We start from the raw sequence: 12458 nt of genomic DNA on the forward strand, positions 1-12458 counted from the left end.
CGGGAGAAGAAGCGATGCCCGATGTGCTGAGTAAGCGCGGGACCGAGCCGGACGACAATCCGGCCCGGTTCACCCGGCGGCGACTGGTGAGGTGGCTGACGATCCTCACCATCGGCACCCTGACGATGGTCGCCTGCTGGCAGGATCCCCTCTACCCCTGAGCGGCGGCGTAGGCGTCGATCTCGGCGAGCAGCGCGGCCTTGCCCTCGGGCGAGCGGAAGCTGTGCCGGACGGCGTCGCGGGCGAGGTCCGCGACGCCGGTGGTGTCCAGCTTCAGCAGCCGGGCGGCCGTCGCGTACTCCTGCTCCAGGGTGGTGCCGAACATCGGTGGGTCGTCGGAGTTGACGCTGACCGGGACCCCGGCGGCCACGAGCGTGACGATCGGGTGCTCCTCGATGTCGGCGACGGCCCGGGTCCGCAGGTTGGACGTCGGGCACACCTCGAGCGGGATCCCGTGCTCGGCGAGGTGGGCCATGAGCCGCTCGTCCTGCGCGGCGGCGATGCCGTGGCCGATCCGCTCGGCGCCGAGCTCGCGCAGCGCATCCCAGATGGTCTCCGGGCCGGTGGTCTCGCCGGCGTGCGGGACGCTGTGCAGGCCGGCCGCGCGGGCCTCGTCGAAGTACGGCTTGAACTGCGGCCGCGGCACCCCGATCTCCGGCCCACCCAGTCCGAAGCTGATCAGACCGTCGGGTCGCTCGCCGAGGGCGATCCGCAGGGTGTCCTCGGCCGCCGCCAGACCGGCCTCGCCCGGGATGTCGAAGCACCAGCGCAGGTCGACCCCGAAGTCGCGGGCGGCCCCGGCACGGGCGTCCTCGATCGCCTCGCAGAACGCCTTGGCCGCGATGCCCCGGCGCACGCTGGAGTACGGCGTGACGGTCAGCTCCGCATACCGCACGTTCTGCCGGCTCAGCTCCCGCCCGATCTCGTAGGTGAGCAGCCGGACGTCCTCGTCGTCGCGGATCAGGTCGACGACGCTCAGGTAGATCTCGATGAAGTGCGCGAAGTCCCGGAACTCGAAGTAGTCGGCCAGCAGCGCCGGGTCGGCCGGCACCGGTGAGCTGCCCTCGTGCCGGGCGGCCAGCTCGGCGACGATCCGCGGCGACGCCGAGCCGACGTGGTGGACGTGCAGCTCGGCCTTGGGCAGGCCGGCGATGAACGACGTCAGGTCGGTCAAGAGTGTTCCCCCTACTGAATAGAAGCCACCACGAAGATACGGCGGAACGGGAACGCCACGAGGCCGTGGCGCACCGGATGGTCGGCGATGATCCGGTCGGTCAGCGCGGCGCGGAACGCGGCCCAGGCGTCGTCGTCGAGGGCCGCGCGGACCGGGCGCAGGGCGGTCCCCTCCATCCAGCGCAGCACCGGGTGCTCCGGCCCGTCGGCGGGAAGCAGGTGCAGGTAGGTCGTCTCCCACGCGTCGACTGCCGCCCCGGCCGCGGTGAGGATCTCGGCGTATCCGGCGGCGTCGGAGACCGGGTCGGCCCGCAGCTCGACCGGTGACAGCTCGCGTGCGGCCCGATGGCCGGGGCTGTCGAAGTTGCCCGGCACCTGCATCGCGAGCCACGCCCCGGCCGGCAGCTCGCGTGCCCAGCGGGCGAGCATCTCCTGATGCCCCGGCACCCACTGGAGGGCGGCGTTGGTGACCACGACGTCGACGTCCGGCTCCGGGCGCCAGCCGGCGATGTCACCGAGCCGGAACTCGGCCGGCCCGGGCTCGGCGGCGGCCTTGGCGATCATCTCGGCGGATGAGTCGATCCCGGTGACCCGGGCGCCCGGCCAGCGCTCGGCGAGGGTCCGGGTGAGCTCCCCCGGACCGCAGCCGAGGTCGGCGACGGCCCGGGGCCGGTCCGCGCCGATCCGGGCGACGAGGTCGAAGAACGGGCGGGAGCGCTCGGCGCCGAAACGCCGGTAGACGGCGGGGTCCCACATGGCAGCCTCCTAAACCGTACGTACGTCTTGTTTGAACCTATCAGCTGAGCGGTAGGGTCACGAGGTGGAAAAACGAAGCTTCCGTAGGCTGGGCCGGACCGTCGGCGTCGTGGGACTGGGCGCCTGGCAGCTCGGGGCGGACTGGGGTGACGTCAGCGAGGCCGACGCGCACGCCACCCTGCAGGCCGCCGTCGACGCCGGGGTCACCTTCATCGACACCGCGGATGTGTACGGTGACGGCCGCAGCGAGCAGATCATCGGCTCGTTCCTCTCCGACCACCCGGGCCTGACCGTCTTCACCAAGATGGGCCGCCGGCTGCCCCAGGAGCCCGCCAACTACAGCCTGGACAATTTCCGGGCCTGGACCGACCGCTCCCGGGCCAACCTCGGTGTGGACACGCTGGACCTGGTGCAGCTGCACTGCCCGCCCACTGCGGTGTTCCACTCCGACGAGGTCTACGACGCTCTGGACACCCTGGTCGAGGAGAAGCGGATCGCGGCGTACGGGGTGAGCGTCGAGAAGGTCGACGAGGCCCTCGCCGCGATCGCCCGGCCCGGTGTCGCCAGCGTGCAGATCATCCTCAACGCGTTCCGTCTCAAGCCGCTCGAGCGGGTGCTGCCGGCCGCCGCCGCCGCCGGGGTCGGCGTCATCGCCCGGGTTCCGCTCGCCAGCGGCCTGCTCTCCGGGCGCTACGACGAGAGCACCACGTTCAGCACCGACGACCACCGCAACTACAACCGCCACGGTGAGGCGTTCGACGTCGGCGAGACCTTCTCCGGTGTGGACTTCCGGGTCGGCCTGGAGGCGGTGGGCCGGCTGCGGCCGCTCGTCCCGGCCGGCGCGACGATGGCGCAATTCGCCCTTCGCTGGATCATCGATCAGCCGGGCGTCACCGCCGTGATCCCGGGGGCCCGTAACCCGGAACAGGCGCGGGCGAACGCCGCGGCGGCCGATCTTGCCGCACTCTCGCCGGAAACCCGAGAAATGATCACTGCGGTCTACGATGAGTTGATTCGCCCGCAGGTGCACGACAAATGGTGAACAATGAAACCGAGCCGCCGCAGTTGAGAGGCTGGCTCACCATGGCTCTGGGTCTGGTCGCCCTCGTACTCGGTGGTGTGTGGACGCTTCAGGGTCTGGACTACCTCGACGACAGCCTGATGAGCGGGCAGACGGTATGGGCGGCGATCGGTGGCACGCTGATCGTTGTCGGTCTGCTATTGATCATCTTTGGCATGCGCCGGCGGTCCCGCGGGCAGGGCTGAGCCCGGCGGGTCCGGACCCCTGCACGAAAGAGGCCCCGCAACCTCGTGGAGGGTGCGGGGCCACGGTCGGGCCGGCCTCCGCCAGGCGGCCGGCGAACCGGTCTCACGACCGGCTTAGATAAGGTCTCAGAGCGGGCGAACCTGCTCCGCCTGCGGGCCCTTCTGGCCCTGGGCGATCTCGAACTCGACCCGCTGGTTCTCCTCCAGAGTGCGGTAACCGCTCGTCTGGATGGCCGAGAAGTGGACGAACACGTCAGCACCCCCGCCGTCGACGGTGATGAAGCCGAAGCCCTTGTCTGCGTTGAACCACTTCACGGTTCCTTGCGCCATGCTGAACTCTCCTTCTGAAAATGCCGGCCCGCCCAACCACGGCAGCGCGGGGCCGATGACCGTTTTCGAGCAGCGGTACCGCGAGGCGGCCTTTCAGAGGACGTCCCATCCACACGGCCCTCGTGACACCTGTCGACCCTCCCGGGATGGGGCCGACGTCGCGCGGGCCTAGCAGAAGCTAGCGAACCACGTACGCAAAAACTGGCCACACTGTACCCGAAAAACGGGCCGTAAAGCTGCCCCTCGAAGGAATCCAATAATGGATGACCGATATGGAAAAGGCCCCCCACTTCTACCGAACGAGTCGGGATCGAAGCGAGGGGCCGCCAAGACACTTGTCTATACAACAGATGATCTAGTCGGGCCACGTGCCCGTCAGTTTTTGGGTGGTGATGGCGCCACCACGGTGGACCGCCGCCTTCACGACCGCGAAGATCGCGCCCTGCAACGCGGCCGCGGTGAGGATCTCGCCCCAACTACGATCCGGGTCGCCGGCGTCGGGGGCGTCGTCCTCTCCGGCGACCAGCTTCCACACTTCTTTGAAGAGGAAACCGGCGGCCGCACCGGCGGCGAAACCCATCGCCACGTTGACCGGCTTCAGTGCGACCTTCGACAGTTTGCCCGCCATCAGCGCCTCCCCCGAATGATCAGGATGATCCCGGCCGCCGCCGCCAGACCGGCGATCAGCAGCATCGTCGGCATCGGATTGGAGCGCACCCGCTCCCCGGCCTGCTGAGCCAGCTCCCGCGGCGGTGTCTCGCGGACCCGGTCGGTGGCGCCGGCCGCGGCCTCGCGCACCCGTCCGGTCATCGCGGCGGCCTGCGTCAGCACCCGCTGCTTGGTCTCCTGCACCTGCTCGCGGGCGCGAGCCTTCACATCCGCACGTGCGGCCAGCGCCTGCACCGTCTCACCGAGATCGGCACGGGTCTGTCTGATGTCCTGCCGCAGCGCCACCAGGTCCGGCTTGGCGGCGGACCCGTTCTTCTCACTCATGGCTCTCCGCCTCTCCGGGTTTGAGAACGCTGACAGGTACGGGCGCGGTCGCCCGTCGATCACTCATGCCCTGCCACGCTCCTTGACCGCATGTTTCACTTCGTCGACATCGGCCTTGACACTCTCGATCGCGGACAGCGGCTCCGGCGGAACCGCCCGGCTGATCTGGCTCTTGCCGAGCAGCGCCAGCACGCCCGCGATCACGAAGAGCACCACCGTGACGATCAGCGCGGCCAGCCAGAGCGGCAGAACCAGATCCAGGGCGATGATCCCGGTCGCGATCGCCGCACCCAGCCCGTACATCGCCAGCACGCCCGCGCCGCCGAACAGGCCGGCGCCGATGCCCGCCCGCTTGCCCTTCTCCGCCAGCTCGGCCTTGGCCAGGGCGATCTCGTCCCGGACCAGACGGCTCAGCTGCTCACTGGCCTGTTGCACCAGCTCCGCGGTCGACTTCTGGGCGGTCGGCCGGACGGGAACGCCGTTCACGACATCGGCCATCATGTCCCCCTTTCCGTGTGATCGGGGTATGCCCTGTTCAGAGCTCCCTCAATCCTTGCTCTCGGACGCAACCGGGACGGGCCCCCCGAAGACCACACCACGGGCGTCACCGTCCAGGCCGCCGCTGAAGACGCGGCCCGCCTCGGAGTCGGCGTCCGAGGTCTCGTCCGGGTCGTGCCGCGGCGCCGGCGCGACCGGCGAGGGCGGGGCCTGTCCGACCTCGGCGCGCATCCGGGGCACCGCGGCCCGCTGGTTCTGCCAGATCCAGCCGACCAGCCGCTCGCGGACCAGACACCGCAGGTCCCACAGCGCGCCGGCGTCGTCGGCGCTGACCAGCGCCCGCAGCCGGATCCGGCCGTCGATCGCCTCGGTCACCTGCAACACGCAGACCTTGCCGTTCCACAGGTCCGACTCCTCACAGACCTGTTGCAGCTCGGCCCGTACCGGCTCGACCGGGGTAGCCCAGTCCACGTCGATCTCGGCCGTGCCCAGCACCGCCGACGACGTCCGCGTCCAGTTCTGGAACGGCTTGGTGGTGAAGTACGAGGTCGGGAGGATCAGTCGCCGGTCGTCCCAGATCTGCACGACCACGTAGGTCAGGGTGATCTCCTCGATCCGGCCCCACTCCTGCTCCACCACGACCACGTCGTCGACCCGGATCGCGTCGCTGAAGGCCAGCTGCAGCCCGGCGAACACGTTGCCCAGGGTGCTCTGCGCGGCCAGGGCGGCGACCACGCTGATCAGGCCGGCCGAGGCGAGCACGCTGGCGCCGAGCGCCCGGATGTCCGGAAAGGTCATCAGCATGACGCCGATGGTCAGCACCACGATCGCGGCCACCGTGACCCGGCGCAGCATCACCACCTGGGTCTTGATGCGCCGGCTCTTCAGATTGTCCGGCACGTCGGTGCGCCACCGGGCCAGCGCCATGTCCTCCAGCACCAGCAGGGTGGCGCCGACCAGCCAGGCGGCGGCAGCTATGCAGAGCAGCACGAGCGCGTGCACCACGCCGGATCGGCCGGGGAAGTCACCGGCCCAGATCCGGACGGCCTGCTGGACCGTGGTCAGGGTGACGGTCGCCAGGAACGGCCGGTGCATCGTGCGGGCCAGATCGGCGGCGAGCGCGGACCGGCGCCCGATCCGTTTGACGATCCAGTGGACGATCTCGCAGAACACGATCGCCACCACCGCGGCGCCGGCGACGGCGAGCGGAGCGGTCACAACGCTGGACAATTCGTTTCCTTCCCACGGACGCTGTTACGGCCGGCATCCAGCCTTGCCCGTGGGGCGGACGAGAGACACGGCAGCGGCGGATGTCAGAGATAGCTCACATCCGCCGCCGGGGTTCCGCCAGTGTCAGATCTTGCGGTACTTGGCCTGCGCGAGGCAGTAGACGCCGAAGGCCGCGATACCGGCGGCGATCAGAGCCAGGAGCCAGACGCCCCAGGAGTATCCGGCCAGCGTCTTCAGCGCGGCGTCCAGGCCACGGGCCTTCTCCGGGTCGTAGTTGACGGCGGCGATCACCACGAGGAGACCGGCGATGGCGTAGGCGACGCCCTTGCTGATGTAACCGGCCATGCCCAGGCGGATGATCGTCTGGCGGGAGCCGGCCGGCATCTGCTGGGTGTTCAGGTGGCGGGTGAACTTCTTCTTGTAGCCGTAGTAGGCCATACCGACACCGATGCCGAGGACCACCAGGCCGATCAGACCCACCAGCAGGCGGCCGCTCTGGGAGTCCAGCAGGCCGGAGGCGTTGCTCGAGTTGCTGTCGCCCATCGAGGACTTCGCACCCTGGATCACCTTGATGGCGTTCCAGGCGAGGTAGCCGTAGAGGATCGTGCGGGCGCCGGAGAGGACTCGCTCGGCCATCGCCCGGCGGTCCTGTGGGCCGCTCTCGCCGATCGCGGCCTCGAAGGCCTGCCAGATCGCCATCGCGATCAGGCCGACGGCGATGATGATCAGCAACGTCTTGCCGAACGGCTGCTGAGCGATGGTCTGCAGGGCTCCGGACTGATCACTGTCCTGTCCGGAGCCGCCCATGGCCACCTGGAGCGCGATCCAGGCGAAGAGCAGGTGGATGATGCCGTATCCGATGAAGCCGCCTCGAGCGAGAAGCTCCAGGGGCTTGCTCTCGGCGGCCCGTGACGCGGTGTGCTTGACGTTCGAGGCTGCGGTCATGCCCACCAATGTGACCAGCGGCGACGATCGTCAAACGTAGGGCGTCAGCGGGACACTTCGATCTGAATGTTGTCCTGCGTCACGCTCGACAGCGAGACCTGGAGGCCACCGACGTCGACGGCCTGCTGGCCCTTGGTGAGCTGGATCTGCTCGCCCGCAACGTCCAGGGTCACCGTGTTGTCGTCGGCGGAGACGAACTTGGCCTCCACCCCGAGCACCTCGACGCTGGCGTTGGTCTCGCGGGCGATGGTCACGGTGCACTGGTCGAGGCCACAGCTGACGTCGTCACCACACCCGGTGAGCAGGCCGAGGCCGAGGACGGCCGAGGCGACGGCGGTGGCGATGCGGCGGCGCGGCATAGAGATCAACACCCTTTCACGGTACGGGGTACGAGCAAACCTAAGGTGACAAGAGTGAGCGATTACCTGGTCCGCGACAACAGCGCCGAGCACCGATTCGAACTCGTCGTCGACGGCGAGGTGGGCGCGCTGGCCACCTACCGTCTGCGCGACGGCGTGGTGAACATCCTGCACACCGAGACCGCGCCACCGATGCGCGGCCGTGGCCTGGCCGGCGAGCTGGCCCGGCAGACCCTCGACCAGATCCGCGAACGCGGGGACCGGGTCATCCCATCCTGCCCATTCTTCGCCAAGTGGATCGGCGAGCACCCCGACTACCGGGATCTGGTGGCGACCCGCTGAAGAGAGGTATGGCGCTCACCGGCGTCCCGGGCACGCTGGGACACGGGTGAGCGCCATACCCGGGGATGGGAGGCTCAGGCGGCCACCGGCTGCGGCGCCGGCTCGGGCACGTCCACGCCGGCGATGATCTCGGCAGCGGCCCGGCCCAGCGCGCGCGTCGCGCCATGGGTGGCGATGTGCACGCCGCCGGCGACCGTGACCGGGATGCCCATCTCGACGACGATCGCGTCCGGCCGGACCGCGAGGACGCCGGCCAGCGTCCGCTCGATCCACGGGTGGCGGTGCACGTCACGGACCACCAGGACCAGCGGGCGGTCGCCGGAGCCGGCCAGCACCGGCACCGCCGGGTCGGCCAGCGGCTCCAGGTCGCCGGCCTCGAAACGGACCGCGGTGGTGCCGGGCAGCAGCTCGGCGAGCGGGTCGCCGACACCCCACGGGGTCTCGCTGCCGATCGCGATGTTGCGGGGCGGCGCGAACTCGACCACGTGCGGGATGCCGGAGACCGGCAGAGCGGGGCCGGCGTCCGTGCTGGTCACCCGGACCGCCCGGCGCGCGGCCGCGTAACCGACCGTCGAGCCGAGCTCGGGGACCTCGGCGCCGGGCGCGAAACCGAGCGTCGAGCCGAGCACGGCGACCTGGGCGCTCGCCGCGGCGTCGGCGATCGCGCGGGCGCCGGTCGCGACCTGGGTGCGGGTGGTCCAGGCGGCCAGCCGGCGGACCCGGGCGACGGCGTCGCGCAGCCGCTCCTCGGGAAGCTCCCCGGACCGGACCGCGGCGACGATCGCGTCCCGCAGCCGGACGGCGGTCTGCTCGTCGGCGTGGTCGCCGCCCACACAGATCGCGTCGACCCCGGCGGCGAGCGCGCGGACGGTGGCGCCCTCCAGGCCGTAGCGCCGGCGCACACCCTGCATCTCGATGCCGTCGGTGACGATCAGGCCGTCGAAGCCGAGCTCCTCGCGGAGCAGACCGGTCAGGATGCGCGGGCTGAGGGTGGCCGGCAGCTCCGGGTCCCAGGCCGGGACCAGCAGGTGGCCGGTCATCACGGCCTGCGCGCCGGCCGCGATCGCCGCCCGGAACGGGACCAGCTCGCAGGCGGCCAGCTCGGCCTCGGAGCGGGCGATCACCGGCACGTCGTGGTGCGAGTCGACAGCGGTGTCGCCGTGACCGGGGAAGTGCTTGGCGCAGCCGGCGACCCCGGCGGACTGGAGCCCGCGGATGAAGGCCGAGGTGTGGCGGGCCACCAGTCGAGGCTCGGCGCCGAATGCCCGTACCCCGATGACCGGGTTGTTGGGGTTGCTGTTGACGTCGGCGTCCGGGGCGTAGTCGAGCGTGATGCCGGCGTCGGCCAGCTCCCGGCCCAGATCGCGGGCGACCGCCTCGGTCAGCTCGGCGTCGTCGACCGCCCCGAGCGCCAGATTGCCGGGGCGGGAGCTGCCGTGCCGTGACTCGAACCGGGTGACGTCACCGGCCTCCTCGTCGATGGCAACGATCACATCGGGGTATTCGGAGCGGAGCTGCGCGGTGAGGGCGGCCACCTGTGTGGGTGACTCCACATTGCGGGCGAAGAGGGCGACTCCCCCGAGCCCGGCGCCGAGCCAGCGGCGGACCCAGTCCGGCGCGGTCGTCCCCGCGAAGCCCGGTTGCAGTACTGCAGCTGCCAGTTCCGGCAATTCGCCGTGAATGGACATGAGCCCCCGTACCTCCGATGCGTTCGGTCCCCCGTTACGGGACCTATGGTCACACCCCCCGCAGACTTTAGTCAACAAACCTTTCTATTTGCTGTGACGTCCCGATCGCTAGGATGTGCACGTGCTCACTCCACTCGCCGCAACAGGTGTCGACTGGTCCGAGGTACACGCCGTCCGCCTCCTCGGCATCGCCCTCGCCGTCCTCTTCCTGCTCTGGGCGATCCGCCGCATGTTCGGAGGCAAATAGGGGTACCGGGGCGCCATGCGCATCGGATACTTCCTGTCGAGCGAGGAATACTCGCCCGCCGAGCTCATCGAGCAGGCGAAAGGCGCGGAGCGCGCGGGCTTCCGAAGTCTGTGGATCTCCGACCACTACCACCCATGGGTGGACGCCCAGGGCCAGAGCGCCTTCGTGTGGTCGATGATCGGCGCACTGAGCCAGGCAACGAGCCTGCCGATCACCACGGCGGTCACCTGCCCGACCGTCCGCATCCACCCGGCCGTCATCGCCCAGGCCGCCGCCACCAGCGCGGTCCTCACCGGCGGCCGCTTCCGGCTCGGCGTCGGCACCGGCGAGGCGCTCAACGAGCACATCTTCGGTGACGCGTGGCCCGAGACGGACGTCCGGCTGGAGATGCTGGAGGAGGCCGTCGAGATCATGCGTGGCCTCTGGACCGGGAAGAGCTTCTCCCACCACGGCAAGCACTACACCGTGGAGAACGCCCGGATCTACACGCTGCCGGAGCAGCCGGTCGAGATCCTGGTGTCCGGTTTCGGGCCGAAGGCGATCGAGGTCGCCGGCCGGATCGGTGACGGCTACGTCAGCGTCATGCCCGACGGCGGCATGGTCGAGCAGTTCCGCAAGGCCGGCGGCGGGAGCAAGATCGCGCAGGGCGGCTTCAAGGCGGCGTTCGCCGACACCGCCGAGGAGGGCGCACGGATCGCGTTCGAGAAGTGGCCCAACGCCGGCGTGCCGGGCGAGCTCTCCCAGGTGCTGCCCACCCCCAAGCACTTCGAGCAGGCGTCGCAACTGGTCACCCAGGAGATGGTGGCCGAGACGTTCGTCTGCGGCAACGACCCGGAGAAGCACCTCGAGATGATCGGCCAGTACGCCGACGCCGGCTTCGACGAGATCTACGTCGCCAACTCCGGCCCGCACTACCAGGGCCTTTTCGACCTGTACGCCCGTGAGATCCTCCCGAAGATCGGATAGCCTCCCCTCGATGAAACTGCCGATCTACGGCCCCCGCCTGCGCCGGGTCGCCCGCAACCAGTTCGGCTGGCGCACACTGCGGCCCGGCCAGTTCAAGCCGATGCGCGCCGTGCTGCGCCGCAAGGACGCCCTCGTGGTGCTCCCGACCGGCGCCGGCAAGTCGGCGATCTACCAGATCCCGGCCGTGCTGCTGCCCGGCCCGACGGTGGTGATCTCGCCGCTGCTCGCCCTCCAGCAGGACCAGATCGCCGCCCTCAACGACCGCGGCGACACGAAGGTGCGTGCGGTCCGGGTCAGCTCGCAGGAGACCCCCAACCAGCAGCGCGAGGCGATCGAGGCGGTCCGCCGGGGTGAGGCGGAGTTCCTCTTCATCACCCCGGAGCAGCTCAGCAACCCGGAGCGGCAGGCCGAGGTGCGGGCGCTCAAGCCCGGCCTGGTGGCGGTCGACGAAGCGCACTGCATCTCCGCCTGGGGACACGACTTCCGCCCCGACTATCTCGCGCTCGGCGACATGATCAAGCAGATCGGCCGGCCACCGATCCTGGCGCTCACCGCGACCGCGTCGCCACCCGTCCGCGAGGACATCATCGCCCGGCTGCGCCTGAACAAGCCGGAGATCCACGTCTCGGGCCTGGACCGGCGCAACCTGTTCCTCGAGGTCGCGTACTGCCCGGACGACAACTACCGGTGGCGCAAGCTGACCACGATGCTCGACGAGGAGCAGCGGCCCGGCATCATCTACGTCGCCACCCGCCGCGCCGCCGAGGAGCTCGCCGAGCGTCTCACCTCGTCCGGATACCCGGCCGCCTACTACCACGGCGGTATGGCCTCCGGCCTGCGCGAGCAGCGCCACGAGGAGTTCCAGGACGACAAGGTCGACATCATGGTGGCGACGTCGGCGTTCGGCATGGGCATCGACAAGCCGAACATCCGGTGGGTCGCGCACGTCGCCCTGCCCGACTCCCCGGACAGCTACTTCCAGGAGATCGGCCGGGCCGGCCGCGACGGCGAACAGGCCCGCGCGCTGCTGCTGTGGCGCTCCGAGGACGAGGCGATCCAGCGGTTCTTCCAGGGCGGCTCCCCCGACATCGACGAGCTGCGCGAGCTGGCCGGCGAGCTGCACAAGGGACCGGCCTCCAAGACCGCGCTGCAGAAGGCGACCGGCCTCGGGCCCCGCAAGCTCGCGCAGTACCTCAACCTGCTCGAACAGGTCGGTGCGGTCCGGGCCGGCTCCGGCCACAAGCTGACCGTCCCGGCGCGCGCGCCACTCCCGGCCGCGGCGGCCGAGGCCGCATGTACGGAGTACGAGCGGCAGCAGACGGTCATGCGGTCCCGGACCGACATGATGCGTGGCTTCGCCCAGTCCCGGCAGTGCCGCACCGAGACGCTGCTGGCGTACTTCGGTGAAGACCTGAAGAAGCCGTGTGGCCACTGTGACAACTGCGCCGACGGCACCGCCCAGGAGATCGCCGACGCCGAGCCGGAAGGCCCGTTCCCGGTGCACGCGCGGGTCGTGCACGGCGAATGGGGCGGCGGCATGGTGATGAACTACGAAGAGGACCGGATGACGGTGCTGTTCGACTCCGTCGGCTACAAGACCCTCTCCGTCCCGGTGGTGGTGGAGCAACAACTCCTGACCGTCGAGTAGTCACCGGGCCGGAAGCG

General features: G+C 70.1%; 17 protein-coding genes. 7 read left to right on the forward strand and 10 right to left on the reverse strand.

From position 1 onward, the window contains the following. Positions 1 to 14: 14 nt before the first annotated feature. Complete coding sequence (locus ACQPZW_RS39510; protein WP_433791138.1) at positions 15 to 161, forward strand: hypothetical protein; 147 nt, start codon at positions 15 to 17, stop codon at positions 159 to 161. On the opposite strand, the gene ACQPZW_RS39515 is transcribed toward ACQPZW_RS39510, so the two are convergent. Continuing rightward, complete coding sequence (locus ACQPZW_RS39515) at positions 152 to 1174, reverse strand: adenosine deaminase (protein WP_433791139.1); 1023 nt, start codon at positions 1172 to 1174, stop codon at positions 152 to 154. The two genes, ACQPZW_RS39510 and ACQPZW_RS39515, sit on opposite strands and share 10 nt — an antisense overlap. An 11-nt stretch (positions 1175 to 1185) precedes the next feature. Further along, positions 1186 to 1929, reverse strand: a complete 744-nt coding sequence (locus tag ACQPZW_RS39520) for a methyltransferase domain-containing protein (RefSeq protein ID WP_433791140.1) — start codon at positions 1927 to 1929, stop codon at positions 1186 to 1188. A gap of 64 nt (positions 1930 to 1993) precedes the next feature. Here ACQPZW_RS39520 and ACQPZW_RS39525 point away from each other — a divergent pair, with 64 nt between their 5' ends. Next, positions 1994 to 2971 carry an aldo/keto reductase gene (locus ACQPZW_RS39525; protein ID WP_433791141.1) on the forward strand — a complete coding sequence of 326 codons (978 nt, stop codon included), beginning with the start codon at positions 1994 to 1996 and terminating at the stop codon, positions 2969 to 2971. Continuing rightward, entirely contained in the window at positions 2965 to 3195 is a 231-nt protein-coding gene (locus tag ACQPZW_RS39530; RefSeq protein ID WP_433791142.1) for a hypothetical protein, read from the forward strand. The genes ACQPZW_RS39525 and ACQPZW_RS39530 overlap by 7 nt, the downstream gene beginning before the upstream one ends. 126 nt (positions 3196 to 3321) lie before the next feature. Here ACQPZW_RS39530 and ACQPZW_RS39535 read toward each other — a convergent pair whose 3' ends face one another. The 7 genes from ACQPZW_RS39535 to ACQPZW_RS39565 form a co-directional block, all read right to left on the reverse strand. Beyond that, a complete protein-coding gene (locus ACQPZW_RS39535; protein WP_011905669.1) occupies positions 3322 to 3525 on the reverse strand; it encodes a cold-shock protein in 204 nt (67 codons plus the stop codon). A 355-nt stretch (positions 3526 to 3880) separates the two neighbouring features. After that, the gene (locus ACQPZW_RS39540; protein ID WP_433791143.1) at positions 3881 to 4153 is read right to left on the reverse strand and encodes a DUF4235 domain-containing protein; all 273 of its coding nucleotides are present in this window, start codon (positions 4151 to 4153) and stop codon (positions 3881 to 3883) included. Beyond that, positions 4153 to 4518, reverse strand: a complete 366-nt coding sequence (locus tag ACQPZW_RS39545) for a DUF3618 domain-containing protein (protein ID WP_433791144.1) — start codon at positions 4516 to 4518, stop codon at positions 4153 to 4155. The genes ACQPZW_RS39540 and ACQPZW_RS39545 overlap by 1 nt, the downstream gene beginning before the upstream one ends. 63 nt (positions 4519 to 4581) lie before the next feature. Further along, positions 4582 to 5016 carry a phage holin family protein gene (locus ACQPZW_RS39550; protein ID WP_433797750.1) on the reverse strand — a complete coding sequence of 145 codons (435 nt, stop codon included), beginning with the start codon at positions 5014 to 5016 and terminating at the stop codon, positions 4582 to 4584. 48 nt (positions 5017 to 5064) lie between these two features. Then, positions 5065 to 6246: a mechanosensitive ion channel family protein gene (locus ACQPZW_RS39555; protein ID WP_433791146.1), complete on the reverse strand. Its 1182-nt coding sequence runs from the start codon at positions 6244 to 6246 to the stop codon at positions 5065 to 5067. A gap of 123 nt (positions 6247 to 6369) precedes the next feature. Beyond that, a complete protein-coding gene (locus ACQPZW_RS39560; RefSeq protein ID WP_433791147.1) occupies positions 6370 to 7191 on the reverse strand; it encodes a DUF1206 domain-containing protein in 822 nt (273 codons plus the stop codon). A 44-nt stretch (positions 7192 to 7235) separates the two neighbouring features. Next, positions 7236 to 7562: a hypothetical protein gene (locus tag ACQPZW_RS39565; protein WP_433791148.1), complete on the reverse strand. Its 327-nt coding sequence runs from the start codon at positions 7560 to 7562 to the stop codon at positions 7236 to 7238. Between the two features lie 42 nt (positions 7563 to 7604). Between ACQPZW_RS39565 and ACQPZW_RS39570 the strand changes: the two genes are divergently transcribed. Next, a complete protein-coding gene (locus ACQPZW_RS39570; protein ID WP_433791149.1) occupies positions 7605 to 7892 on the forward strand; it encodes a GNAT family N-acetyltransferase in 288 nt (95 codons plus the stop codon). Positions 7893 to 7966: 74 nt separating this feature from the next. Here ACQPZW_RS39570 and ACQPZW_RS39575 read toward each other — a convergent pair whose 3' ends face one another. Further along, positions 7967 to 9580 (reverse strand): glycoside hydrolase family 3 protein, encoded by a 1614-nt coding sequence (locus tag ACQPZW_RS39575; RefSeq protein WP_433791150.1) that lies wholly within the window; start codon positions 9578 to 9580, stop codon positions 7967 to 7969. A gap of 121 nt (positions 9581 to 9701) precedes the next feature. On the opposite strand from ACQPZW_RS39575, the gene ACQPZW_RS39580 reads away from it, so the two are divergent. Genes ACQPZW_RS39580 through ACQPZW_RS39590 form a run of 3 tightly spaced genes read left to right on the forward strand, consistent with a single transcriptional unit; the run spans position 9702 to position 12441 of the window. Then, positions 9702 to 9827: a hypothetical protein gene (locus tag ACQPZW_RS39580; RefSeq protein WP_275413259.1), complete on the forward strand. Its 126-nt coding sequence runs from the start codon at positions 9702 to 9704 to the stop codon at positions 9825 to 9827. Between the two features lie 15 nt (positions 9828 to 9842). Continuing rightward, positions 9843 to 10793, forward strand: a complete 951-nt coding sequence (locus ACQPZW_RS39585; protein WP_433791151.1) for a TIGR03557 family F420-dependent LLM class oxidoreductase — start codon at positions 9843 to 9845, stop codon at positions 10791 to 10793. Positions 10794 to 10803: 10 nt separating this feature from the next. Beyond that, positions 10804 to 12441 carry a RecQ family ATP-dependent DNA helicase gene (locus ACQPZW_RS39590; RefSeq protein WP_433791152.1) on the forward strand — a complete coding sequence of 546 codons (1638 nt, stop codon included), beginning with the start codon at positions 10804 to 10806 and terminating at the stop codon, positions 12439 to 12441. Positions 12442 to 12458: the final 17 nt, after the last annotated feature.

Origin of the sequence: Actinoplanes sp. CA-252034 (assembly GCF_050956125.1) — a bacterium.
GTDB lineage: Bacteria > Actinomycetota > Actinomycetes > Mycobacteriales > Micromonosporaceae > Actinoplanes.

Excerpts from the sequence above, each read along its gene's own strand:
- ACQPZW_RS39510 (WP_433791138.1), top strand. The coding sequence starts at position 15 with ATGCCCGATGTGCTGAGTAAGCGCGGGACCGAGCCGGACGACAATCCG.
- ACQPZW_RS39540 (WP_433791143.1), bottom strand. The coding sequence starts at position 4,153 with ATGGCGGGCAAACTGTCGAAGGTCGCACTGAAGCCGGTCAACGTGGCG.
- ACQPZW_RS39560 (WP_433791147.1), bottom strand. The coding sequence starts at position 7,191 with ATGACCGCAGCCTCGAACGTCAAGCACACCGCGTCACGGGCCGCCGAG.
- ACQPZW_RS39575 (WP_433791150.1), bottom strand. The coding sequence starts at position 9,580 with ATGTCCATTCACGGCGAATTGCCGGAACTGGCAGCTGCAGTACTGCAA.
- ACQPZW_RS39530 (WP_433791142.1), top strand. The coding sequence starts at position 2,965 with ATGGTGAACAATGAAACCGAGCCGCCGCAGTTGAGAGGCTGGCTCACC.
- ACQPZW_RS39520 (WP_433791140.1), bottom strand. The coding sequence starts at position 1,929 with ATGTGGGACCCCGCCGTCTACCGGCGTTTCGGCGCCGAGCGCTCCCGC.
- ACQPZW_RS39545 (WP_433791144.1), bottom strand. The coding sequence starts at position 4,518 with ATGAGTGAGAAGAACGGGTCCGCCGCCAAGCCGGACCTGGTGGCGCTG.
- ACQPZW_RS39550 (WP_433797750.1), bottom strand. The coding sequence starts at position 5,016 with ATGGCCGATGTCGTGAACGGCGTTCCCGTCCGGCCGACCGCCCAGAAG.
- ACQPZW_RS39590 (WP_433791152.1), top strand. The coding sequence starts at position 10,804 with ATGAAACTGCCGATCTACGGCCCCCGCCTGCGCCGGGTCGCCCGCAAC.
- ACQPZW_RS39585 (WP_433791151.1), top strand. The coding sequence starts at position 9,843 with ATGCGCATCGGATACTTCCTGTCGAGCGAGGAATACTCGCCCGCCGAG.
- ACQPZW_RS39535 (WP_011905669.1), bottom strand. The coding sequence starts at position 3,525 with ATGGCGCAAGGAACCGTGAAGTGGTTCAACGCAGACAAGGGCTTCGGC.